This is a genomic window from Pacificimonas sp. ICDLI1SI03 (assembly GCF_054740865.1).
In genome coordinates this window covers 2,273,222-2,297,216 of the sequence record NZ_JBSQAU010000001.1, presented here as the reverse complement: position 1 = coordinate 2,297,216, position 23,995 = coordinate 2,273,222, and the positions used below count along the sequence as shown (strand labels likewise).

Annotated in this window: 19 protein-coding genes and 2 pseudogenes; 8 read left to right on the top strand and 13 right to left on the bottom strand. The window is 64.0% G+C overall.

The window, feature by feature from the left end; translation table 11 throughout:
- Positions 1-33: 33 nt before the first annotated feature.
- The 4 genes from ACSMXM_RS11230 to ACSMXM_RS11215 all read right to left on the bottom strand — a co-directional run bounded on the left by ACSMXM_RS11230 (position 34) and on the right by ACSMXM_RS11215 (position 3,910).
- Complete coding sequence (locus ACSMXM_RS11230; RefSeq protein WP_460316136.1) at positions 34-1,464, bottom strand: FAD-dependent oxidoreductase; 1,431 nt, start codon at positions 1,462-1,464, stop codon at positions 34-36.
- Positions 1,457-1,726 carry a (2Fe-2S)-binding protein gene (locus ACSMXM_RS11225; protein ID WP_460316134.1) on the bottom strand — a complete coding sequence of 90 codons (270 nt, stop codon included), beginning with the start codon at positions 1,724-1,726 and terminating at the stop codon, positions 1,457-1,459. Before ACSMXM_RS11225 ends, ACSMXM_RS11230 begins: the two co-directional genes overlap by 8 nt.
- A gap of 5 nt (positions 1,727-1,731) precedes the next feature.
- Entirely contained in the window at positions 1,732-2,913 is a 1,182-nt protein-coding gene (locus ACSMXM_RS11220; RefSeq protein WP_460316132.1) for an NAD(P)/FAD-dependent oxidoreductase, read from the bottom strand.
- Positions 2,914-2,986: 73 nt separating this feature from the next.
- Complete coding sequence (locus ACSMXM_RS11215) at positions 2,987-3,910, bottom strand: dihydrodipicolinate synthase family protein (protein WP_460316131.1); 924 nt, start codon at positions 3,908-3,910, stop codon at positions 2,987-2,989.
- A gap of 120 nt (positions 3,911-4,030) precedes the next feature.
- On the opposite strand from ACSMXM_RS11215, the gene ACSMXM_RS11210 reads away from it, so the two are divergent.
- Positions 4,031-4,951, top strand: a complete 921-nt coding sequence (locus tag ACSMXM_RS11210; protein WP_460316129.1) for a LysR family transcriptional regulator — start codon at positions 4,031-4,033, stop codon at positions 4,949-4,951.
- A gap of 7 nt (positions 4,952-4,958) precedes the next feature.
- On the opposite strand, the gene ACSMXM_RS11205 is transcribed toward ACSMXM_RS11210, so the two are convergent.
- The 7 genes from ACSMXM_RS11205 to ACSMXM_RS11175 form a co-directional block, all read right to left on the bottom strand.
- Positions 4,959-6,416 (bottom strand): sodium:solute symporter family protein, encoded by a 1,458-nt coding sequence (locus tag ACSMXM_RS11205; RefSeq protein WP_460316128.1) that lies wholly within the window; start codon positions 6,414-6,416, stop codon positions 4,959-4,961.
- Positions 6,413-6,691 (bottom strand): DUF3311 domain-containing protein, encoded by a 279-nt coding sequence (locus ACSMXM_RS11200; RefSeq protein WP_460316126.1) that lies wholly within the window; start codon positions 6,689-6,691, stop codon positions 6,413-6,415. The genes ACSMXM_RS11205 and ACSMXM_RS11200 overlap by 4 nt, the downstream gene beginning before the upstream one ends.
- Complete coding sequence (locus ACSMXM_RS11195) at positions 6,681-8,510, bottom strand: DUF885 domain-containing protein (RefSeq protein ID WP_460316125.1); 1,830 nt, start codon at positions 8,508-8,510, stop codon at positions 6,681-6,683. The genes ACSMXM_RS11200 and ACSMXM_RS11195 overlap by 11 nt, the downstream gene beginning before the upstream one ends.
- A 72-nt stretch (positions 8,511-8,582) precedes the next feature.
- The gene (locus tag ACSMXM_RS11190; RefSeq protein ID WP_460316123.1) at positions 8,583-10,880 is read right to left on the bottom strand and encodes a TonB-dependent receptor; all 2,298 of its coding nucleotides are present in this window, start codon (positions 10,878-10,880) and stop codon (positions 8,583-8,585) included.
- Positions 10,881-10,974: 94 nt separating this feature from the next.
- On the bottom strand, positions 10,975-11,529 hold the full coding sequence (locus ACSMXM_RS11185) for a fimbrillin family protein (RefSeq protein ID WP_460316122.1): 555 nt from the start codon (positions 11,527-11,529) through the stop codon (positions 10,975-10,977).
- A 146-nt stretch (positions 11,530-11,675) separates the two neighbouring features.
- Positions 11,676-12,947, bottom strand: a complete 1,272-nt coding sequence (locus ACSMXM_RS11180) for an amidohydrolase family protein (protein WP_460316120.1) — start codon at positions 12,945-12,947, stop codon at positions 11,676-11,678.
- A 31-nt stretch (positions 12,948-12,978) separates the two neighbouring features.
- Positions 12,979-14,307, bottom strand: coding sequence for an amidohydrolase family protein (locus ACSMXM_RS11175; RefSeq protein WP_460316118.1), 1,329 nt, complete (start codon positions 14,305-14,307; stop codon positions 12,979-12,981).
- A gap of 320 nt (positions 14,308-14,627) precedes the next feature.
- Between ACSMXM_RS11175 and ACSMXM_RS11170 the strand changes: the two genes are divergently transcribed.
- On the top strand, positions 14,628-16,445 hold the full coding sequence (locus ACSMXM_RS11170) for a DUF885 domain-containing protein (protein ID WP_460316116.1): 1,818 nt from the start codon (positions 14,628-14,630) through the stop codon (positions 16,443-16,445).
- Between the two features lie 115 nt (positions 16,446-16,560).
- Here the strand turns inward: ACSMXM_RS11170 and ACSMXM_RS11165 are convergent.
- Together ACSMXM_RS11165 and ACSMXM_RS11160 are read right to left on the bottom strand one after the other, a co-directional pair.
- Positions 16,561-16,815 (bottom strand): annotated as a pseudogene (locus tag ACSMXM_RS11165) (flagellin); the annotation flags it as partial.
- A 141-nt stretch (positions 16,816-16,956) separates the two neighbouring features.
- Positions 16,957-18,231 (bottom strand): annotated as a pseudogene (locus ACSMXM_RS11160) (flagellin N-terminal helical domain-containing protein); the annotation flags it as partial.
- Positions 18,232-18,424: 193 nt separating this feature from the next.
- Between ACSMXM_RS11160 and fliE the strand changes: the two are divergent.
- Genes fliE through ACSMXM_RS11130 form a run of 6 tightly spaced genes read left to right on the top strand, consistent with a single transcriptional unit; the run spans position 18,425 to position 23,951 of the window.
- A complete protein-coding gene (gene fliE, locus ACSMXM_RS11155) occupies positions 18,425-18,736 on the top strand; it encodes a flagellar hook-basal body complex protein FliE (protein ID WP_460316114.1) in 312 nt (103 codons plus the stop codon).
- Positions 18,737-18,757: 21 nt separating this feature from the next.
- Positions 18,758-20,467, top strand: a complete 1,710-nt coding sequence (gene fliF, locus ACSMXM_RS11150) for a flagellar basal-body MS-ring/collar protein FliF (RefSeq protein ID WP_460316112.1) — start codon at positions 18,758-18,760, stop codon at positions 20,465-20,467.
- Positions 20,460-21,506: a flagellar motor switch protein FliG gene (locus ACSMXM_RS11145; protein WP_460316110.1), complete on the top strand. Its 1,047-nt coding sequence runs from the start codon at positions 20,460-20,462 to the stop codon at positions 21,504-21,506. Before fliF ends, ACSMXM_RS11145 begins: the two co-directional genes overlap by 8 nt.
- Positions 21,496-22,203 carry a FliH/SctL family protein gene (locus tag ACSMXM_RS11140; protein WP_460316108.1) on the top strand — a complete coding sequence of 236 codons (708 nt, stop codon included), beginning with the start codon at positions 21,496-21,498 and terminating at the stop codon, positions 22,201-22,203. Before ACSMXM_RS11145 ends, ACSMXM_RS11140 begins: the two co-directional genes overlap by 11 nt.
- Complete coding sequence (locus tag ACSMXM_RS11135) at positions 22,204-23,547, top strand: FliI/YscN family ATPase (protein WP_460316106.1); 1,344 nt, start codon at positions 22,204-22,206, stop codon at positions 23,545-23,547.
- Positions 23,544-23,951, top strand: coding sequence for a hypothetical protein (locus tag ACSMXM_RS11130; RefSeq protein WP_460316105.1), 408 nt, complete (start codon positions 23,544-23,546; stop codon positions 23,949-23,951). Before ACSMXM_RS11135 ends, ACSMXM_RS11130 begins: the two co-directional genes overlap by 4 nt.
- Positions 23,952-23,995: the final 44 nt, after the last annotated feature.

The window sequence follows — 23,995 nt, the reverse complement described above, 5'->3', positions numbered from 1 at the left end:
GGCAAGCGCACCGGCGGCGATAGTTCGTTGCGCCTAGCACAAATCCCGTCCGGCCAGGTCCGCCAGCCGCACCGGACGGGCGGGAAAGCGCGACGCGAATCCGGCATCCTGGGGATGCCCCCCGCTGGCCAGATGGCGCAGCAATGTGGGTTCGCAATTGCGCCCCTGGCAGACGCCCATGCCGCAGCGGGTTTGCAGCTTTACCGAATTCGCCGTGGCCGCACCGCCCGCGATGGCCGTGTCGATAGCGGCGAGGTCGACATCTTCGCAGCGGCAGATGAACGTCGATGAGGTGAGTGACGGGAAATAGGGGCGCGGGTCGGCGAGCCGGTCGAGAAGGTCGGCAAAACGCAGAGTGCGATCCAGCCGCGCGCGGACGGAACGGCCCCTTGTCTGAGCGTCGCCCACGCCGATCAGGCCAAGCGAGCGGGCAATCCCGAGACCTGCGAGATGACCCCGCCCCCGGGCCGCCTCTGCCCCCGCAACGCCCAGCGCCTCTCCGGCGGCAAAAAGGCCGGGCACGCTGGTTTCGCCCCATTCATCGGCGCGGGCGGCGCGGCCACCGGCACGCCCTGCAGCCTGTGTCTCTGCCCCCGCCTGCCTGAACAGTTCGGCCTGCGGCACGAAGCCATAGCCGAGGCCGACCGTTCGACATTCGAACTGGCGACCCGATGCCAGATGCGCGCGCCGCACCTGCGTGTCCCCATCCAGCGACGCCAGAGGATCGCCAAAGGACACGGGCACGCCCGCAGCACGCAGGGCGCGATAGGCGGCGGCACCGGCGGCGAGATTGCCGAAGCCGGTCAGCGCCGCCATGGGCGCGCGTGCGAGAAGGGACAGCATGCGCCGCTGCGACTGCGCAAAGATGACGGCGGTCGGCGGCATACCGGCCCGGAGCAACTGCTCTGCCAGAACGAGCATCAGGGGATGCGTTCCGGCAAGGACTATGGGACCATCGGGCACGATCCGCTGGCTTTTGACAAATGCCTGCAAGCCGCCGACGGTCATGACGCCGGGCAGGGTCCATCCCGGCATTGGCACCGCCAGATCCTGGCACCCGCCCGCGATCAGTACGCGGCGGGCGGATACAGTCCGTACGCCATCCGGCCCTGACATGGTGAGGGTAAAGGGGTTGCCGCCCTGAATGCCGAGGACCGAATGTTCCCCATGCCAGGCCACGCCGGATTGCTGAAAACGCGCCAGATCACGCTTCAGCCCCTGATAGGTGCGTCCCGGCAGCCAGTCGGGTACGCGGAACCCGGTGGGCGGCTGGCGGAGTATCTGTCCGCCCGGGCGCGCCTGTTCGTCGAAAACGGCAATTTGGGCGCCATGACCGGAAAGCAGCATGGCGGCGGCTTGCCCTGCCGGGCCGCCTCCGACGATCGCGACGTCGAGACTATCGCCACCGAGAATATCGTCGTCGAGCATGTGATTGTCGCGAATGGGAGTGGGATGATCAGTCATCCGTGCAGACTTTCATGCCCTCGGCCGCGGGCACCAGACATGCCCGCCGCTGCCGCCCATCGACGCGGACATAGCATTCGCCGCAGGTGCCCATATTGCAAAAGGGCGCGCGCGGCGTGCCGCCCCGGCTGGTGCGGAAATGCGTGATGCCCGCCGCCAGCATCAGCGCGGCAAGGCTTTCGCCCGCGAAGCCCGGCAGATCCGTGCCATTCACCTCCACACTGATCGCAGCGCCGCGCTCCGCCTGTTCACCGATCCGCATCGCCGTCACCCCATGAAACTGTTCAGATGTTCGAATCGCGCCGGTGACACGACATCCAACCGCGGATCAGGCTGATCGCTGAGCATTTCGCCAGCGACCAGACGCGCAAGCGTCGGCCCCAGGGTAAAGGCGGACCCGCCGGCAGCGACGAAGAATCCCGGCATGCGCGGCACCTGTCCGGCAATGGGCAGCTGGTCGGCGCTGACGGCGGTCTTGCCCGTCCAGCTGCGGATCAGGTTGAGGTCCGCCGCGCGCGGCACGATGCGGCAAGCAATGTCCAGATTGGCGGTCAGTGACGTCATCTTCATGTCGGGACGCGCGCCGAGGTCGAAGGCGCCCCCCTGCCGCCTGAGCACGGAGGGCCAGCCACCGCCGATCAGGACATTGCCCGCATCGGCCTGCTTCATGGAGAGGCGCTGACCCACATGCTGGACCAGATGCGGCATGAACGGCGCCGCCCGCTCACTGACGTTCATCAGCAGGGCGACGGGGTAAAGCGGCATGTGCAGGTTGGCGAGCGCGGCGATGTGCGCCGTCCACACGCCCGCCGCGACCAGTACGCGGTCGGCGACAATTTCGCCGTGCCGTTGCCCATTTGCGCCGCCAAAGGATGCCGAAAATCCGCCGGATGGCCGCTTTTGCAGCGCCAGCACCGGGGCATCTGTAAGAATCTGCGCGCCCGCCGCCCGTGCCGCTGCGGCAAATGCCGGGGTCAGGCTGCGCGGGTCGGCATGCCCCTCGTCCGGGGAAAAAGCCGCCGCGCAGACGCGGTCCGACAAATAGGGCGCAATGCGCTGTACCCCGGCGGCGTCGAGAATCTGCGTCGCCAGGCCATGTTCGGCCTCTTGCCGGACCTTTGCCTCCAGCATCGCCGCCTCGGCCGCCGTTTCCGCGACCATCAGGCCGCCATTCATGTGGACATGGACATCGACGCCCAATTCGCCTTCAAGCCCGCGCCAATCGTCGATGGCGAGTCGGTTCAGGCCGACGACGCGCGCCGCCTCGGCAGCCTTTGCCTCGCCCTGTTCCAGGAAACGGCGCTCTATCTGGAAATGCAGCGATCCGGCATTCTGACCGGACGCGCCGGCGTTCAGCTGCCCCGCCTCAAGCAAGAGTACGGATGCGCCGCCGCGCGCGAGGTGCCATGCCGTGCAGCAGCCGATCAGCCCGCCGCCGACAATCAGCACATCTACCTTTTGCGCGGCACCTATGGTCTGCCCCCTTCGCTGCGACCCCTCGCCCCCGCCGAGGGAGAGGATGTCAGAGCAATCCTAGGTCGGCCAGCGTGGCGCGTATAGCGTCGAGATCCGCCCCGCCCACGTCGATCAGGGGGGGGCGCACGCGCCCGCCGGGAAGGCCCTGCGCATTCAGGCCAGCCTTCAAAATCGCCGGGCCGGAACCGAAACGGCCGACCAGATCCTTTGTGTACCATTCGTCCATCAGGACGCGGTCACGCAGCCCGCAGGCGCGCGCACCCTCTATATCGCCCGCCCACAGGCGGTTGTAGAAATCGGGGTGCGAGCGGCCAAGCACGGCGCCCGCGCCCATGGTGCCGTCGCCGCCCCTCGCCTCCAGCAGGGCAAGGCCATGTTCGTCCATGCTGTGACCAAAGACGCGCACCTGATCGCCGAGGGTGAAGAAGGTCTGCAGGAAACGGCGCAGATCGCCGGAGGACTGCTTGATCGCGACGACATTTTCCAGCGCGGCGATATTCGTGAGCAGATCGAGGCTCATGTCGATGCCGGTGCCCGGCGGCCAATTGTAGACGCAGATGGGCAGCGGCGTGCGGTCCGAAATATCCCGGTAGAATTTCAGGATCTCGCCCTCGTTCGGGCGGATATAAGGCGGCGGCGTCACCAATATGCCGTCAAAGCCCGCCTCTGCCGCGGCAGCGGCATAGCGCAGGACGGACGTGGCCGTGTAATCGGTGCAGCCCGCGATCAGGGGCAGCTTTCCCGACATTTGCTGTCCGACGGCGCGGAACAGGTCCGCGCGCTCCTCTGGCGACAGAACCGGCCATTCGCCGGTGGTGCCGGCGATGACGAGGCCGTGCATCCCCTCGCCATGCAGCCATTCCAGAAGGGTTCCCAGCGCCGACAGGTCGAGCGAGAGATCCTCTGCAAAGGGAGTGGTGATGGCCGGAATATAGCCCCGCCACGGCGCGCGCGCTCTCTTGCTTTCCAAGCTGATGTCCCCGCCTTGTTTTTCTTCCCTTGTCCTGATGAGCAGAAGCAACCCATTCGGCAAGAGCAACGAATGCTGCCTTTCGTTGCGTCACCCGCAAAGTGCAGCTACACCTGAGGGATGAGTGAATATTCCTCCCTGCTGGATGCCCGCCTGCGCTATTTCTACGAAGCCGCCAATCTGGGGTCCATGCGGCTGGCCAGCGACAGGATCGGTGTCGCCGTATCGTCGATCAGCCGCCAGATTTCGCAGCTGGAGCAGGTTTTCGGCGTGCCCCTGATCGAACGGGGACGCCGCTCCATCCGGCTGACCCAGGCGGGCAATCTGGTGCATGAATTCTATCGCCAGCAGGTTGCGGATGCCGAAACGCTGACCGGGCGATTGCAGGAACTGCGCGAGATCAAGTCGGGCCGCGTCGACCTGGCCATTGGCGAGGGGTTCCTGAACCGGTCCTTCACCGAGACGCTGGAGCAGTTCCAGGCGGATAATCCGGGGATTTCGACCTCCATCGTGTCCCCCTCAACATCCGAAATCATCCGCATGGTTCTGGAGGACGAAGCGCATATCGGCATGATCCTGAGCACCACGTCGGAACCGAAGATCAGGACGCGCGTGACGGTCGCACAGCCGCTGAACGCCATATGTTCGCCGGGCCATCCGCTGGCGCAGAAGAATTCGGTCACCCTGATGGACCTGTCGGGGCATGATATCTGCCTGCCGCCGACGGGCTTTCGCATCCGGCAGGCATTGCGCGCCGCCGAAAAGCGGATGCAAGTCTGGCTGGAACCCAAAATGACGACCAGTTCCATCCACATGATGCGCGAGCTGGCCAAGGACGGACGCATGGTGACGATCCTGCCGACCATTTCCGTAGTGGCCGAGATCGAGAATGGATCGCTGGTATCCCTGCCGCTGCGCGACGAGGATCTGGAGCACAGTTCCCTTAGCCTGATCTATCGGCTGGGGCGGCAGTTGGACGGCGCGCCGGCGCGACTGTTGCAGATATTGGAATCGCGGCTGAAAATCTGGTCGAAGCTGTAAATAGCGCCTAGCCGGCGGCGAGAATGTTCGCGCGTCGCGGCTGCCAGATCAGACAGGCGAGGATCGTTACGATGGCCGCCACGCCCAGCGCCAGCAGGCCATGATCCCATTCCGGGAAATAATCGTTCCAGAACGCCTCCGCCGCCGGAAGCAGCAGCGCCAGATACCCCGCGACGATGCCGACCAGAACGCCCTCAGCATGCGCGCGCGGCCAGATAAACGCCAGGAACACCCCCGGTGCCAGCATGCCGATGGCGGCATAGGCAGACAAACCGATCTCAACGAGCGATTCCGAACCGCCGACCGTCAGATACACAGCGATGGCAGCAAAGACGATCATCGCCCCGCGCGACAGCAGCAGGCTGGTTTTTTCCCCCATGGCGGGCAGCAGCGGCGCGGCGACATTGCGGCTGAAGATCGATCCGGCGGTCAGCAGCAATACCGATCCCGGCACCAGCGCCAGCAGGCAGGCGGTGCCTGCGAACAGGCCGACGGCCCAGGCGGGATAGCTGTCCGCGACGAATTCTATCAGCACGGCATTGAGGTCGCCGCCCGCAGGCGCGGTTCCCGCCAGCAATGCCGCGAAACCCAGCAGGATGATGAAGAAGTAGGACAGCGAATAAAGCGGCTGCCAGATGGCGTTGCGGCGAATGGTATTGAGGCTGCCCGAGGAATAACACAGCTGGAACATGTGGGGCAGGATCCAGGTGCCGAGCGCGACGTTCAGCGCCGAGGTCATCAGCCATGTCGTCGACAGGCCGGCATCCGGCTGCAGCCCCGGCAGATGGCCGATATTGGGATAGGTATCCTGCGCCAGACGATAGACGTCCAGGATCGACGATGCGCCCACCTGCGCCGCCACGGTCGAGCAGAGGCCGATGACGACCACCAGCATCAATATGTCCTTTACCGCGGCGGCAAAGGCGGCGGAGCGCAAACCGGCAAAATAGACGAAGGCCAGCATGGTGACCGCCGCGATGGTGGCGGAGGTGATCACGCCAACCTCTGGCCCCAGGGTCAGCCGGACGATCAGGCTGAGCGCGACGATCTGAATCTGCACGTAGACGATCAGCGCTGCGATGCCGGCGATGCCAACCACGACGCCCAGCCAGGGCGCGCGGTAATGATGCGCAAAGAAGTCCGCCTGCGTTACCAGATCGCCGCGCTTTCCGGCCGCCCAGATCTTCGGCATCAGCCAGTAACCGACCGTCGCGGCGAGGGATATGGAGGTCAGGGCAAGATAGGCCGGGGCGCCGAAGGCCCAGGCGAAGCCCGATATGCCGAGGACTGCGAAGGTGGTGTAGATCTCTCCGGCGTTCAGGAACCAGAAGATCAGGACGCCAAAACGACGGCCACCGACGGCCCATTCGGCCATTGTCTGTTCGGCGCGCGCCTGACGCTTGCCATAGACGAGCGCCCCCAGCACGGTCGCGAGAATGATCGCAAGCGTCAGCGCCAGGATCACGTCTCTTCCCCTCGCACTGCGCCGTCGCGCCGGTCGCGGCGACGGTCGAGCTGGAACACGATGGCGATGATCGTAGAGGTGATGAGAATGCCCGCCATCTGCCATACCATTGGAAACGGCAGGGAAAAGACGCGGATATGAATGTCATTGGCCATGGGCACGAGGCCGATCTGCCAGATGAACGGAATGATCAGCAGCAGGCGATAGAAACGGGGGCGCTGCGCGCGTTCCGGTTCCGTCACGTCGCCGTCCATTCCGCGAAGGTCATTCGCCATCCGGTGCGGAGGCGGCGGGATCCCACTGCGCGGCCGCGCGATCCAGAACCGCCATCGGCATCGGTCCCGATTCCAGCACCAGATCGTGGAAGCCGCGGATATCGAAACGGTCGCCGAGGCGCGCCCGCGCCGCCTCCCGCGCAGCGACGATGCTGTTCGCGCCAACCTTGAAGCTGCACGCCTGACCCGGATAGACGCTGTAGCGCACCACTTCGCGGTCGGTCGAGTCGCGCTGTTCGCCGGCGTTCGTTACCATCCAGTCGACGGCTTCCTCGCGACTCCAGCGTTCATGGTGCATGCCGGTGTCGACGACGATGCGGGCGGCGCGGAACAGTTGCGATTGCAACTGGCCGATTTCGCCCAGGGGGTCCCCCTCGAACACACCGAGTTCCTCTGCCACCTGCTGGGCGTAAAGCGCCCACCCCTCCGTATAGGCAGAGAAGCGCACGATGCGGCGGAACAGCGGCAATTCGCCCGCACTTTCGAGGACGCTGTGCTGGAAATGGTGGCCGGGCACGGCCTCGTGATGGGTAAGCGTCGCCAGACGCCACAGCGGGTGCTCGCCCGGATTGGCAAGGTTCAGGGAATAGATGCCCGGCTCGCCGTCCGCGCCCGCCGAATAAAAGGCACCGGGGGCGCCATTTTCAATGGATTGCGGAATGCGGCGGACGACGAGCGGATCGACAGTGGTATTGCCGAACGCCTGCGGCAGCCGCCCCTCAATATCGTCGACAAACGCCTTGGCCTTGGCGAGCAGTTCCTTCCGCCCGGCATCGTCGTTGGAAAGAAGATAACGGGGATCGCGGTTAAGCGCGTCTATCCGCGCACCGACCGGCCCCTCGCTCATGCCCTGTGCGCGCAGCAGCGTGTCGATGCGTGCGATCAGCTCTTCGCACTGTGCCAACCCCTCCTTGTGGAGGTCGCCGGGCGCGATGTCGGAGGTGGTGTTCGACCGGACTGCGCCGGCATAATAGCGGTCCCCCTCCGGCAGGCGCCAGACGCCGCCAATATCGGTGGCGTCCGCCCGCAGCGCCGACAGCGCGTCGATCTGGCGCTGCAGCGCAGGCGCCACTTCGCGCGACATGATGCGCGCGGCCCTGTCCTGCAGATCGCCGAGCCCCGCGTCGCTTGCGCGGCGAATGGCAGGCGCCGTCAGATTGCTGTCCAGGACGGAGGCATCGCGGAGTTGCTCAATCTGTGGCAAGGTGCGGTCGATGACGAAGCCGGGCGGCACGACACCCTGGGCGGCGTCATGGCGAATACGCTGCGTTTCCTGATCGAGTACCGTCGCCAGACCAGACAGGCGGGACAGCCAGGCGTCGACATCCGCAGCGTCTTCCAATGGGTGCCGTGAACCGATGAAGTCGGGAAGCCAGTAATAGGCGCCGTTCATCTGGCTGACGACATAAGGGCTGGGCCGCAGGTTCAGGTCCATATACCCATAGCTGCCGAGCCCGAAGGCGAGATTTTCGTAAGTGAAATGTGCAATATCGTAATCGAGTGCCGCACGCGGCGACAGCGCATCGCGGTCGATCCGCGTTTCCAGTTCCACCCGCGCGGCGGCGACCGCAGCACGATCGCGCGCCCGACCGGCAAGCGAGCGATCGTCCAGCATCCCCCTGAGCGCCGCATGAGATCCTGTGTCGAACCCGGCGTTCGTCGCCTCCTCCGGTGAGCGAAGCAGCAGCCCCTCTGCATGACGGCGAAGCATCGCCGTCAGCGCCTCATCAGCGCCGCCTTCGGCAGCAAGAGCCGTTCCGGTCTTTGCAAGAAGCGCCCCAAAGGCAGCCGTTTCGATGAAGGTGCGCCGCGTCAGCAAATCTCAGACTCCTGAAATTGGAGAAGGAAAATGGACGGCGCAACCTGCGCCGTCCATCCCCAGGGAGAACCCTTAGAACTTATAGCTGGCGCGCACGCCCCAACGGCGCACGGACGGTTCCACCTGAACGCCGCTGTAGAACGCCTTTTGATAGACGTTCGGGAAATATTCCTCGTCGAACAGGTTTTCCACATAGACTTCCGTGCGGACCGCCTCGCTTTCCACGCCGAGACGCAGATTGAAGGTGTGGTAGCTGGGCGAGATGAACGGATAATAATTATAACGATAGGCGTAATCGTCCGAGAGAACCTCGTCGCGGAATTTATATTCCGCACGCACGTAACCGTCATAGACGGCGGTGATGGGCAGATAATATTGCGCCTGAGCACTTGCCGTCCAGCGGGGCGCGTTGGGCAGGTCTTCGCCGCTGACATCGATTTCGCCGCCGTCGATCAGCGCGTTCGGATAGTCGGTGAAGGTCGCCTTATTATAACCCACCTGTCCACTGAGCATGAACTGCGGCGTCACGCGCGCATCGAAGCTGAGCTCGACACCATAGCTTTCGGCAGACGCGGCATTTGCAACGCCGCTGACGCCGCGCAGCAGGCCGGTATTCGGATCGATGAACTGAAAGCGGATCGTCTGCTGAACGTCCTGCCAGTCCATGTAGAAGGCGGTGATGTCGAAGCGCAGACGCTTGTCGAACAGTTCGAACTTGGTGCCGAGTTCGTAGTTCCAGAGGACTTCCGGATCGAATTCGTCGCGCAATTGTTCGCTGCCGGACGTCTGAGTACCGCCGGATTTAAAGCCCCGTGAAACGGTTGCATACACCAAGACATCGTCCTGCGGCGTGTAGGTCAGCGTGAATTTGGGGGAGAAATCCTTGAACGAGGCGGAACGATCGTTCGTACCCGTAAGCTGTTCGTTCGACCGCGTCTCAGACACATTGCTGAGTTTTTCGTAGGAATAGCGGCCGCCGACCATTGCGGCGAACTGATCGGAGAAATGATAGGTCGCTTCACCAAAGACGGCCCAATATTTGCTCTCGCTTTCGGAATCGGCACCGGTGACTTCCAGGCCTTCGCAAGAATCGCACAACGGGCTGTCGGCGCCGTGGAAGGTCGACTGATCGTTCGACCCCTCATCCTTGCCGGCGGTCACGCCAACGCTCCATTCGAAGGTCTGTGCACCGAGTGACTGGACGCGCAGTTCGCCGCTGGTCGATTCGCGCTGCAGCAGCAGATCCTCGTAGAAGAAGTCCGGGCTGCCGCCATCGACGTCGCCATAGTTGAAGATTTCAGCCGTTATGTTGCCCAAGATGCCGACGACGGAGAAGGTGTCGAAATCATACTGCGCACGCGTGGAAACGAAGTCGTACTGGCTGCCGACCTCTTGCGGCCGATTGAAATTCACCTCGTCATCATTTTCCGGATAGAAGCCGACGCCATCGGGATCGGTGATGTCGATCGGATCGTTCGGCCCCTGGCCGCTGGCACCGTAATAGACCGCGCGCCAGGTGTTCGTCAGAAAGCCCGTCGGCACACCGGCACGCATGCCGTTCGTTTCGTCCGAATAGCTATAGGTGAAATCCCAGGTCAGACGGTCCGTCGGGGTCAGGCGGGCCTGAACGCGGCCATTATAATATTCGCTGTCATTGCCGCCGCCGATGGCGTTGATATTGGTGATGTTGCCGTCCGAGGTGGCGAACTGGCCGGACGCCCTGACTGCAAGCACGTCCTGCACGACCGGCACGTTCAGAACGGCGTGCCCTTCCCATGTGTCGAAGCTGCTATAGCCGAGGCCGACTTCGCCCTCGAATTCCTGCGACGGCTTGTTGGTGATGATGTTGATCGCGCCGCCGACGGAATTACGCCCGAAATAGGTGCCCTGCGGACCACGCAGAACCTCAATCCGCTGAAGGTCGGCCAGTTGCGGATTGCTGGTGCCGGGGGCGACGTTGAATTCGTCGATATAGAAGCCGTAAGTCCCCTGACGCACATCGGCATAGGGATTGAGAAGGTTGGAGATACCGCGGATCGACAAGTCCTTGCGATCGCGCGACCCGTTCGATTTGAAGCTGACATTGGGAACGAGCGCGAAATAATCCTCGACGTCCTGAACGTTCTGCGCCTCTAGCGTCCCTTCGGAAACGGCGGAAATTGCGAGGGCAACATCCTGCAGCGATTCTTCGCGGCGCTGCGCCGTAACGACGATTTCCTCCATCGCGAAAGACGAGGACACGCGGGGCTGCGCCGGGGGAGGCGGAGCGCCGTCCTGGGCGGTCGCGGGAGCAGCCGCCATGCCGGCCAGGAGCGCAACGGCAGCAGTTCCGATGACGAAATTAGCCTTTGTCGAAATTGACTTATACATGAAATATCTCCTGTTGCGGCCCCTCCTGATCGAAAGGAGGGGCCGGGACGGATCTGAAACTAAGCGCTCGCTCGGCGGGTCTTTGCCCGTTTACTCACTCGGTCCAGCATTGCGGATCGAGCGTATCCTCGTCCGCGTCCAGGTCACTTCGCACCAGGGTTATGGCAGAGATCTTCCCGTCCACCATGTCGGCATGTCCGGCCGCCAGAGCGCAGGCGACTTCGCCGTCGCGGCGCGAGCGGATGACATGATAGGTGTAGATCTTGTCGCCTTCCCGGAAGACGGTCTTGAACGGCACGACGATCTCAACGTCGCCGCCGCCGCTCTGAATACGCTGGAAATGTTCCGCCCACTGGTCGAGGCCGTCGATGACGGTCTGCCCCTCGAGAATGAGTTTTGCATCCGGCGTCAGGTAGTTGCCGAAATTCGCGGCGGTGAATGCGCCCGGCGTCTTGAACGCCTCGTTCCACCAGACGAAGAATTCCTGGAATTCATCGCCATCCTCTGTCGCGACCGCGGTATCTGCGCCGGTGGCGCCTGCATCCATGGCCGCCGAATTTTCCTCGGTCTGCGCTGGCGTTTCACTGGGTTGCGAACAACCTGCCAGAAGCATCGCCGCCGTTCCGAACGTAACTGCAAATTTCATCATGGTACTTCCCCCTTAACTGTGCCGGTCGCTGGCAACCGCCCCCTCCGGGCCCTCCATGCCAGCAACCATTCTGAACATGACTGTCGAACAAGCAGCATGTTGTTGCAACAGCATTGTAATACGGTTTTCGTTGCGCCCAATGCAAATTAGTCCGCGCTGTCGTTGCGTACGATGTCCCCTCCCTTCATGACGAAGCCGATCGTCCGCAGTGCGCCGATATCGGCAGTGGGATCGGCATCCATGGCGACGATGTCCGCATAATAATTGGGCGCAAGCCGACCGACTTCATCGTCCACTTCAAGCATGCGCGCCGGCTCGATGGTCGCGGCGCGGAGAGCCTGAAGGTTCGTCATGCCGGCGTCGCGGTAGAGTTCCGCCTCTGCCACGGTGGCATTGGTGCCGCTGTTCGGCTCGAACGGATATTGGTCGGTGCCCAGCGCGATGTTCACGCCGGCGGCAATCGCATCCTTCAGCGTCTGCCAGTGCACCTTTCCAACCGATGCCTGCCGTTCAAGATACCAGGGCGGCGATCCGATCTTGCGATAGAATTCCAGCGCCCCCTCCTGGCTGACGACGATGGTGGGAACGTACCAGACGCCCTTGTCGACCATCATCTCCAGCACCTCGGGCGTGAAGAAATAGCCATGTTCGAAACTGTCGATGCCCGCCTCTATCGCGACCTTCGACGCGACCGGCGAGCCGGTATGGCCGGTCACCTTCACGCCATTGCGGTGCGCGACCTCTATCGCGGTCTGCAATTCCTCGTCCGTGAAAGGAGACGCGCCGATGGCGCCGCGCACGTCGGAAATGCCGCCGGATATGCCAAGCTTTATCCAGGTGGCGCCGCGCTTGATCTGTTCGCGCACGCCGCGCGCGAATGCATAGGGGCCGTTAACCTCCATCTTGCCATGGCCGCCCGTCGGCACCAGCGATTCGCCGGCCGTGTGAATGCGCGGCCCGTCGAACATGCCGCTGTCGATGGCATGCTTCACGGCAAAATCGCTGCCGCCGTTCGAACCGGTCAGCCGGATGGTGGTAACGCCGACCTGCAGCGACTTCTGCGCATTTTCGAGGGCACGCAACGCGCGCGCGTCCGATGCCTCGTCATAGACATGCGCCTCGCCCGGAAGGTTGAGGTCCAAATGAATGTGCATGTTCATCAGGCCGGGGGCGAGCCATTTGCCGTCCATGGGCACGACGCGTGCACCTGCGGGAACCGGTACGTCGGCGCGGGATCCGATCGCCGTAATGCGTTCACCGTCGACCAGCACGACGGCATCGCGGATCGGTGCGCCGCCCTCAAGATCGACGACATTGCCACCAACCAGCGCAACCATCTCGGCCTGCGCCGGCACGGCGACCAGAACGGCCACGAATAGCAGGCGAAGCGCCGCCAGCAGTGAAGCCAAATGAGTCATTCCCATTCCCCTATTCCCCTCAATCGCAGCCTTAGTCGAAGGGCCGCGTAATCTCCGCCGGTGCGTCGTCATTACGGATGACGGCGCCGCCCTTCATGACGAAATCGATGGTCCTGAGCGCGGCGATATCGTCCACCGGATTGGCGTCGACTGCGATGATGTCGGCATATTTCCCCGCCTCCAGCGAGCCGATGGAATCGGCGAGTTCCAGCATGCGCGCGGGTTGCATCGTCGCCGCCTGCAGCGCCTGCAGCGGCGTCATCCCCGCCTTTACGTACAATTCCGCCTCCGCGACCGTCGCCGTCGTTCCGTCATTCGGCTCGTAGGGAAACTGATCGGTGCCGAGCGCGACGTTGACGCCCATGCGGATGGCGTTCTGCAGCATGGCCCAATGATCCTTGCCGGTCGACGCGACGCGGTCGAGATACCAATCCGGTGATCCGATCTTGCGATAGAATTCATAGGCGCCCGGCTGGCTGACGACGATTGTGGGCACCAGCCAGACATCATCCTCCTTCATCTGGCGCAGGATATCCTCGTCCAGATGATAGCCATGTTCGAAACAGTCGATGCCGTATTTCAGCGCCTGCTTCGCCGCCTCTGTCGACCCATTATGGGCAGTCACCTTTACGCCGTTGCGATGCGCCACCTCTATCAGGGTGGACAGTTCGTCATCGGTCATCGGCGCGGCGGAAATGCTGCCGTGCGTGTCCGAAATGCCGCCGGAAATGGCGATCTTGATCCAGCTGGCGCCGCGCTTGATCTGCTCGCGCGCCGCCTTTGCAAAGGCATAGGGTCCATCGACCTCAAGAAAGCCGTGTCCGCCGGTCGGCACGATCAGTTCGCCTGCGGTTTCGATACGCGGCCCAAGGGCCTGCCCGTCGCGAATGGCCTGACGCAATGCGAAATCATTGCCGTGATCCTCTGCCGTCAGACGCACCGTCGTGACGCCGGACCAAAGCGAGCGATAGGCATTGTCCGCCATACGCAGCGCCTGCTCGGCATCCGTTTCGTCGATCAGGGCGTTGCCCGCAGCGCCCGGCAGCTTCAGCCCGAAATGCACGTGCATGTTCATCAGGCCCGGCACCAGCCACTTGCCCTGCATGGGAATGCTGCGGGTACCGGCGGGGATCGGGACGGCGTCGGCGGCGCCGATCGCCTCGATCCGTTCGCCGCGAACCAGCACGGTGCCGTTCGGCGTAACCTGCCCTGTATTCACATCGACGATATTGCCGCCGACGAGGGCCACCAGCGGTTCGGCGGGTGCCGACGGCGCCGCCGCATCCTGTGCCTGCGCCGGGAAAAAGGCTGACAGACATGCCAGCGCCAAGCCGATTATCGCAAAATGTCGCTTCATCATTCCCCCGATCCCTGATCGCATGCGCGGCCGTCATCATATCCCCGGCACGCGCGCACCTTTACACTCAAATGAATGCTGCGGTGCTATTACGAATCACTCAATGCAACAGAGTGGCGGAATTCGTTGCAGGGAACGCAAACTAGGCCGGCAGGCGAAGGCCTAGGGCAACATCGGCGAACCAATTATTTCCCTAAAATTAACGAGTTCACTGAGACGACCGAAAGGATCGGCGATCCGCCCCTGCCATAGGAGGTGAAGCAGCGACTTGCATTAGGCGGCAAGCGATTGTCTCTATTCGCCGAGATGGCGGGAGACGAGAAATGCACAATTCAGGGTTTGGACGAGCAGACGGGCTGTCACGGCGCAGCCTGCTGGGCGCGGCGGCGGCGATTGCACTATTGCCTGTATGTCCAGCACTGGCACAGGGCGGCAGCGGTGCGAGCCAGGCGCTGAAGGAATTGCTGGCGGCGTCGGCGGCGGCGGACGACCGGCTGCACCCGCTGGAGGCCGAACGGCGCGGCGCCGAAACCGAATTGCCGGCCTTCGTCGACCCCCTGTCGGACGCGTTCGCCACCACGCTGGAGGCCAATGTACGCCACGATCTGGCGGCGCTGGAACGCATCGACCGCGCGGCGCTGACGCCGACGGAGCAGCTGGCCTATGACGTATTTGCCTACAAGACAGGGCAGGTTGCAGAACAATTCGACAAGGGGCTGTTCCGCGTCCAGCAACTGGCACCGCTAAACCCGTCGTTCGGATTACAGGTGGAGCTGCCGGATTTCGTTTCAGGTGGCGGTGCCGCCTTTGAAACGCCGGCGGATTATGAGCGCGGCCTGGCACGGCTGACCGGATTTGCCGGCTGGCTGAACAGCACGGTCGCGCGGCTGCGGGAGGGACGCGCGAACGGCTATATCCAGCCGCAGATCATCGTGCGCAACGTGCTGTCGCAGGTGGAGGCAATGCTGGCCCTGCCGCCGGAGGAGAGCCCCTTTCATGCGGCGATACGCGATATGCCGGACAGCATTTCGGCAGCGGACCGGGCGCGGTTTCAAGAGGCCTATGACCGGGTCATCAAGGATGAAGTCTATCCCGGCTATCGGCTGTGGCAGGATTATCTGACCGACGAATATCTGCCCGCCGCCACGGAGGCGCCGGGACGGTCGGCAATGAAGGATGGCGAGGATCTGTACGCCTGGGAACTGGCCTATCACACCACCACCCCGCGCAGTGCCGACGACATCCATGCGCTGGGCCTGTCGGAGGTAGCGCGTATCCGCGCGGAGATGGAGACCGTGCGCGACAAGGTGGCGTTCGACGGCGACCTGTCCGCCATGTTCGAATATGTGAGGTCCAACCCGGAATTCTATTACAAGGAACCGCAGCAGCTGCTGGACCGCTTCGCGTCCATTGAGGCGCGCATATGGGAATCCATACCGAACCTGTTCCATCGCTGGCCAAAGGCGCCGTTCCGCGTCGCGCCACTGCCCGCGCTGGGCGATCAGCGCGGCACCGGCTATTACCGCCCCGGCCAGCCGGACGGGGTCACGCCCGGCACACTGTATTTCAACATGTCCATGCTGGACACGCGGCCCATCCCCACGCTGGAGACGCTGACCCTGCACGAGGGCATTCCGGGCCACCATTTCCAGCTGACACTGGCCATAGAGAACAAGGATTTGCCCGACATATTGCGGTTCGGCCGCGCCACCGCCTACACGGAGGGCTGGGGGCTATATGCGGAATCGCTGGGGCCGCAGCTGGGCATGTTCACTGACCCGTGGCAATATTTCGGCCATCTGGACATGGAAATGCTGCGCGCGGTGCGCCTGGTCGTCGATACCGGCCTGCACGCGAAACAATGGTCGCGCCAGCAGGCGATCGACTACATGCTGGCCAACACGTCGATGGCGGAAGGGGACGTGGTCGTCGAGATCGACCGCTACATCGCCTATCCGGGACAGGCGTGCGCCTACAAGATCGGCGAACTGACGATTGCGAAGCTGCGCGACGAGGCGGCGCAGGCGCTGGGGGATGGGTTCGACATCCGCGATTATCATGCCCAGGTGCTGGAAACGGGCGTGCTGCCCATGGCCGTGCTGGAGGACAAGATCGGGCGCTGGATCGCAGAAGCGGCCTGAGGAACGGGCCAGTCATGCGCGGCCAAAGGCGGTTTATCCGCCCTGACGCAAATCGGGGCCCGGCAAAGGCCGGACCCCGATCCCAAGGCGCCGGAACGGCGCCTGTTTGCAACACTTAGCGGAGCAGGCTGAGAACACCCTGCTGCGACTGGTTGGCCTGTGCCAGCATCGCCTGAGCAGCCTGCTGCAGAATCTGCGACTTTGCCAGCTTCGTCGTTTCCGCCGCGAAATCGGCATCCTCGATCCGCGAACGGGCGCTGGACAGGTTGGTCGAAGTATTGGTCAGGTTGTTGACCGTGCTTTCCAGGCGGTTCTGGACCGCACCGAGGTTACCGCGCGTTTCGGACACGTTGTTCAGCGCCTTGTCGATCCGACCCAGTGCATCCGAAGCGGCGCTCTGGCTGGAGATATCGAGCTTGGACGAGAACTTGTCCGTGCCACCCTGATCGGAGAACCCATAGGTGCCAGCGGCCGAACCTTCGATGCGAACCGCGCTGCCATCGGTCGATACCAGCTTCAGACGATTGTCGCCATCGAGCGAAGCCTGCACGCCGGTGGTGTCCGACGAATTGTTGATCAGCGTGACCAGTTCGGCGCCCGTCGTGTAGGCACCCACAATGTCTTCACCGTTCAGGGTCAGCTGACCGGCGGCCAAAGTGCCGGTCGCGGCAGACTGATCGCTGCTGCCAGTGAAGCTGACGCCATCAGCCGAAAGGTTCAGGCCGAACTGCTGGGCAGTCTGGATTTCGCCCGCCGTGTACGTGCCCGCGGTGGCCTGCTTCACGTCAACTTGGATGTCCTTGCCGTCGGCGGACTGCAGGCTGAGGTAGCCCTGATTGGTTGCGGAGGTGAACTTGGCGCTGTCCGTGCTGGCGGTCGACGCGATTTCGATGTCGCTGCCGTCACTGTTGGACAGTGTCACGGTGTTGTCGGAGTTGAGGGTCGCCGTAACGCCGGTGTCGGCGCGGTTGATGTTGCTGACCAGCTCCTCGACGCTGCCCGATGCGGCAATCGCCGTATCGTTGATCGTCAGGTCGCCCGCGGCAAAGGTCGAGTCGGCGTCGAACTTGGCGCTGGTGACGTTATTGGAGGCCGTCGCGGTAATGCCGGTCTTGGCGGTGTTGGCGTTGATGGCGGCAGCCAGATCCTTGGCGGCGTCGTCGGCGGTCAGCGTGACGTCTTCCGCAAGAGCGTCGACACCATTGAAGGTGACATCACCGGCGGTGACCGTGCCGGCATCGACGCGGCCCGTCACCAGCTGGCCAGCCTGACCGCCTGCGGTAAGACCGAGGCTGTTGGTGCGGACGTCGCCCGACGAAACGCTGATCGTGTCGGACGCATTGATGCCTGTCTGCAGTTTCACGTCGCTCGCGCTGCCGTCGAGCAGCTTCAGGCCGTTGAAGTTGGTCGTCTTGGCAATGTTGTTGACTTCTTCCAGCAGCAGATCGGTTTCCGACTGCAGGCTGACGCGGTCGTCCGCGCTCAGCGTGCCACTGGCGGACTGAACGGCCAGTTCGCGGACGCGCTGCAGAATGTTGGTGACTTCGCCCAGGGCACCTTCCGCCGTCTGCGCCATTGAAATGCCGTCATTGGCATTGCGGATGGCGACGTTGGCGCCGCGGATGTTCGCGGTCATGCGCTGTGAAATGGCGAGGCCGGCGGCGTCGTCCTTGGCGCTGTTGATGCGGCGACCGGTCGACAGACGTTCCATCGTGGTCGTCAGATCCTTGTTCGCCGTACCGGAGGCGGCCTGGGCGCGAAGGGCGCTTACATTGGTGTTGATCATCGTCATGTTACTGTTCCCTGCTTCACGAATGTATCTCGACACCCCGATGACGATCGCCGCCCAGTTCGTGCCGTAGCCCTAGAAACGACGGGTCCGCGCCAACATTAAGTCGCCCAATGGCGCAGGGCGCTTGGCACGGCTTTTGCTTCGTCTGCCGTGACGCGGAAAACGCGGATCAGGGGCAAAGCGCAAAATGAAGGTCGATCATTCCAAGCTGATTGAAATGCGGGCAGAAATTCTTGCCCGCAGTGCCGAATTCGGTGCCGCCAAAAAACCGTCGGGCAGCGAAGGTTTCGGCGGAATCATGTCGCAGGCCGTCGATCAGGTCGCGTCCATGCAATCGGAGGCGGGCAAGGCCACCGACGCCTTCGAACGCGGCGAAAGCCAGGATATCGCCGGCATGATGCTGGCCCGGCAGAAATCATCGCTGGCGTTTCAGGCAACGCTGCAAGTCCGCAACAAGGTTCTGTCCGCCTACAAGGACGTCATGAACATGCCGGTTTGATCCGGCCACAGGAGACGTTGAATGAGTGAAGCAAGCACGGGCGGTGCAATCATACCGCAGCGGCGGTCGAATGACGGTCGCGCGCAGCTGAGCGTCCTGCCCCCGCAGCTGGACGCCGTGCGGGAAAATGCCGCCCAGTGGATGCGGCAGCCGCAGGTGCGGCGCATGCTGCCCATCGGGCTGGCGCTGGCCGGCACGGCGGGGGTCATCGCGCTGGCGCTGAACATGGTGGAGCCGAACCGCGAGGTGCTGTTCCCCGGCATGGGCGAAGCCGACAAGGCGCTGATGGTCGAAACGCTGACCGCGCAGGGCTTCGCCGTCGAACTGGACCCGGCGACCGGCGCCGTGACGGTGCCCACCGCCGACCGCCACCGCGCCCGCATGGCGCTGGCCGCCGAAGGCCTGCCCGAGGGCGCCGCCATGGGATATGACCTGCTGAACGAAATGCCGTTCGGTACCAGCCGTGCAGTCGAACGCGCGCGCCTGCAGCAGACGCAGGAAACCGGACTGGCCGCCAGCATAGAGGAAGTCGGCGGCGTCGAAAGCGCACGCGTCCACATCGCCGCGCCGGAACCATCCGCCTTCGTGCGCGACAATGGCGAGCCATCGGCATCCGTGTTCCTGCGCATGAAACCCGGCCGCGTGCTGGGCGAGGAGCAGGTGACGGCCATCGTTCATCTGGTATCGTCATCCGTGCCGGGCCTGTCATCGGACAAGGTCACCGTGATCGACCAGCGCGGAACGCTGCTGTCGAACCAGGCGTCCGGCATGTCGTCGATCAGCGGGCAGCGGCTGGCCTATACCAAGCGTGTCGAGGATGAATGGCGGCAGCGGATCGCATCCATCCTGGTGCCGCTGTACGGTATTGACAGCTTTTCCGCCGAAGTGGCGCTGGACCTGGATTTCGAGGCGCGCGAGGCGACGCAGGAACGCTATGACAAGGAAGGCGCCCTGCGCAGCGAGCAGGTGTCGCTGTCCGAAAGCGCCGCCGGGCAGCGCGCCGGAGGCATTCCGGGGGCGATCAGCAACCAGCCCCCCGCCAATGCCACGCTGGAAGACGCGAACGCCGAGGAAGAAGCGCCCGCCCCCGGCCCGGAGGACCGCGACGAAAATTCCGTGCGTAACTACGAACTGAACAAGGAAGTGTCCGTCGTCCGCAAGAGCGTCGGCGACATACAGCGCGCGTCGGTCGCCATCGTCATCCGCGAGGGCGAGCAGGCCATGCTGGACGGCGATTTGAAAGAAGTCGAGGCGCTGATCGGCGGCGCGCTGGGCATCAACAAGCAACGTGGCGATCAGCTGGTCGTGCGCAGCCAGAAATTTGCCAGTGGCGACCCCGCCGCCGACATCCCGCTGTGGGAACAGGCCTGGGTGCAGAAATGGGCGTGGCTGGGCGTCGTCCTGATCCTGGGACTGGTCGCATTGTTCCTGGTCGGTCGGCCGGTGCGCAAATTGCTGAAAGAAGGGAAAGGCACGCGTGACGAGGACGCGGCCGCCATGCCGGCGGCATCCGCGGCGGCGCAGGGGTCCGGCGCAGCCGCGGCCACAGGCGGCGATATGGGTGCGGCCACCGGCGAAAATGCGGCGGCGATGCCGCCCCTGCCCGCCCTCAGCTATGACGACCGGCTGAACATGCTGCGCGATCTGGTCGCCAGTGACGCGCGGCGCGTGTCGGCAGCGGTTAGCGACATGATGCTGAAACCGGAAAATGCGGAGAAGCAGAATGCCTAGTGCAGCACTGGTCGCCGCAGACACGGCCCCCGGCGCGGCGGCGGCGGCCGCCAGCATCTCCCCGGCGCAGAAAGTCGCCGTCCTGCTGATGCTGCTGGGCGAGGACGAGGCCGCGTCGATCATCGAGCATCTGTCCCCGGCGCAGGTAGAAATGCTGGGCCCCGCCATGCAGGAAGTCGCCAGCCTGGACCGGGCGACGACCGGTCAGGTCGTCGATGAATTCCTGATGCTGGCGGGGGAGCGGTCCGGCCTGGACAATGGCCTGGATTTTTTTCGGTCGACGGTAACCCGCGCCCTGGGCGAGGCGCGCAGCGACGATGTCCTGCAGCGCGCGACAAGTTTCAAGGATCGTCATTCCCTGCCCGGTTTCGACTGGTTCGGGCCGCGCACCATCGCGCAGATCCTGGAAGGGCAGCATCCGCAGGTGGTGGCGGCAACGCTGACCCTGATCAATGCCGATGTCGCCGCCTTCGTCATCCGCAGCCTGGCGGAAGAGGAGCAGGTAGACATCATCTATCGGCTGGCGCGGCTGTCGGAACTGAGCAACGATGCGATCACGACGCTGATCACCGGCTTCGGCACATTGCTGGAACCCGGCCTCGCCATTCCGGGATCGGAGATTTCCGGTACGCTGCTGGCTGTGGAAATCCTGAAGGCGCTGCCCGACGAAACGAACAAATCGCTGCTGGCCCGTATCGCCGAACGCGATCAGGCGCTGGGCGCGCGGATCGAGGAGGACATGCTGCGTTTCGAGGATCTGGAAGGCCTGCCATCGCGCAGCCTGCAGCAATTGATGCAGGCCATCAATCCCGATGTGCTGGCGAAGGCGCTGACCTCTGCACCAGAAGATCTGAAGGCGAAGGTATTTGCCGGCATGTCGACACGTGCGGTGCAGACCATCGAGGACAATATGAAGGACGGCGGCCCCGTGTCGAAGAAGGATATATTGCAGGCGCGGGCGGAGATCATCCGCACAGCGCGGGCCATGGGCGAGGCGGGCGACATCGTCCTGAAGGAGGAAACCGCCGATGTCCTTTAAGGCCGCGACGTTCCTGCGCGACGATGACGATGAGGATGTGGCCGAGACCGCATTTTCACCCGCGCCCGCCGCACCACAAGGCTCCGCCTTCGTCCCCGGCGAGGCGTTTCAGATCGGCGCGCCCCGCATCGTCGATCTGCGGCAGGCGGTGGAAACATCCTCCCCCGTCGGGGCGACTCTGACACGTCAATTACCGAATCAGGATGAAGAGGAAGAAGAGGCGGCAATGCCGCCCGTCGACCCCGACACGATCCGGGCTGAAGGCTTTGCGGCGGGCAGACGCGCCGCCGAAGAGGAATATCGCCAGGACCATGCGGCGCTGCGCGCGCTGATCGCCAATCTGGACAATGCGGCCATGAAACAGCTGAGCGTCGAGGCGGATGCGATCGGCCCGGCGCTGGGGCGGCTGGCGCTGTCCATCGCACGCGACGTCGTCGGCGATGCGCAGGCGGTCGCACCGAAAAGCATTGCGGCGCGGGTCGAAACTGCGCTGGAGGCGTTCAGCGAAGCGCGCAAGAAGCCGGTCCTGACCATCAATGCGGCGGATGTGGCCTTTATCGAGGCGTCGCCCATGCGCATGACCATTGCCACGGACGCGGACATGGCGCGCGGTGATTTCCACCTGAAATGCGGCGACATGGAAATACTGGATCGCATTTCCCAACGGCTGGCGCTGGCCGAGAGGGCGGTGACCTAAGTGACGGCGGTCGCGATCAACGAGCGTGCGGCGCAGTGGCTGGCCGATGCAGAGGCGCGCCTGCCCGATTTCGCGCCGTCGCCATCGGGACGCGTCCGCGCCTTTGACGGGGTTTTGATGGAGGCGACGGGCCTGGATGCGCCGACGGGTACGCTGTGCCAGATCGAGGCGACCGGCTCCGACACGATCGACGGAGAGATCATCGGCTTTCGCAACGATCGCGCCCTGCTGATGAGTCTGGACGCCGGCGGCTATGTGCGCCCCGGCGCCCGCGTGAAGAAAATCAGTACCGATCCGTCCGTCCGCGTCGGCGACGAATTGCTGGGCCGCGTGATCGACGGGCGCGGACGCAGCATAGACGGGGGCAGCCAGCCTGTGCCGGCCGCGCGCTGGCCGCTGCGCGGACCCCGCCGCAACGCGCTGCAGAATGAATCGGTGACGGAGGCGCTGGATGTCGGCGTGCGCAGCATCAATGCGGCGCTGACCATCGGCAAGGGCCAGAGGATCGGCATCGTCGCCGGATCGGGCGTCGGCAAATCCGTGCTGCTGGGCATGCTGGCGCGCTATACATCCGCCGATATCGTCGTCATCGCCCTGATCGGCGAACGCGGCCGCGAAGTATCGGATTTCTGCCGCGAGCATCTGGTTGGCGAAAGCGCGACGCGGACGGTCGTCGTCGCCGTCCCCGCCGACCAGTCCCCCGTGCTGAGACTGCGCGGCGCCGAGCGGGCGACCGCCATTGCGGAATATTATCGCGACCAGGGCAAATCCGTCCTGCTGATCCTGGACAGCCTGACCCGCGTTGCGCACGCACAGCGCGAGATCGGCCTGGCACTGGGCGAGCCGCCAACGTCAAAAGGCTATCCCCCGTCAGTATTCAGCCTGGTGCCGAAGCTGGTCGAGCGCGCCGGTGCCGCGCCGGGGGGCGGATCGATCACCGCCATCTATACCGTGCTGGCAGACGGCGACGACGTGGAGGGCGATCCCGTCGTCGATTCGGCGCGCGCCATCCTGGACGGGCATATCGTGCTGTCACGGCAAATTGCCGAACGCGGCCTCTATCCCGCAATCGATCTGAGCCGCTCCGTCAGCCGCACCATGCAGGACGTCGTCCGTCCGGCCCATATGAAGCGGGCCATGGCACTGCGCCGCGCGAACGGCGTTTACGAACAGAATGCCGATCTGGTGACGCTTGGCGCCTATAAGCCCGGCCAGAATGTCGAACTGGACGAGGCGATGCAAAGGCGCCCGCTGTTCGAGGCATTCATGGCGCAGTCGCGCGACGAACGCGTCGATTATGCCGGCGCCATCGCCGATCTGGAAACGCTGATGGCGCCCCGATGACCCGGGGCGAACGCGTCAAGCGACTGGTCGCCCTGCGCGAGACGGAAAGCCGCATCGCCCGCCTGCACCAGCAGCAAACCGCCCGTTCGCGCGACGATTGCCGCGAGCTGACGGCCCGCATCGAGGAACTGATCGACGCCTATCAGCCAAGCGTCGGTCCATCGTCCGCAGGCACCCTGCGGAACTATGCCGCCCAGCGGGAGGGGCTGGGGCGCAGCAGGACCGAGACGGCACGGCGCCTGGGGCATCTGGAACAATATCTGGAAACCGCGAGCGAAGCCTGCCGCGCCGCAGAAAAACGCGCCCAGGGCGTAGAAAAACTGGCGGACCGCATCAGGCGAGAGGAAGTTCGCGACGCCGAGCGGAAACGCGAGCGATCACAGGTTTTTATCAGGAAGCGATAGGCCCGCGCGCGCAATCGGCGCGGCTTTTGCCGAAATTGGTACGG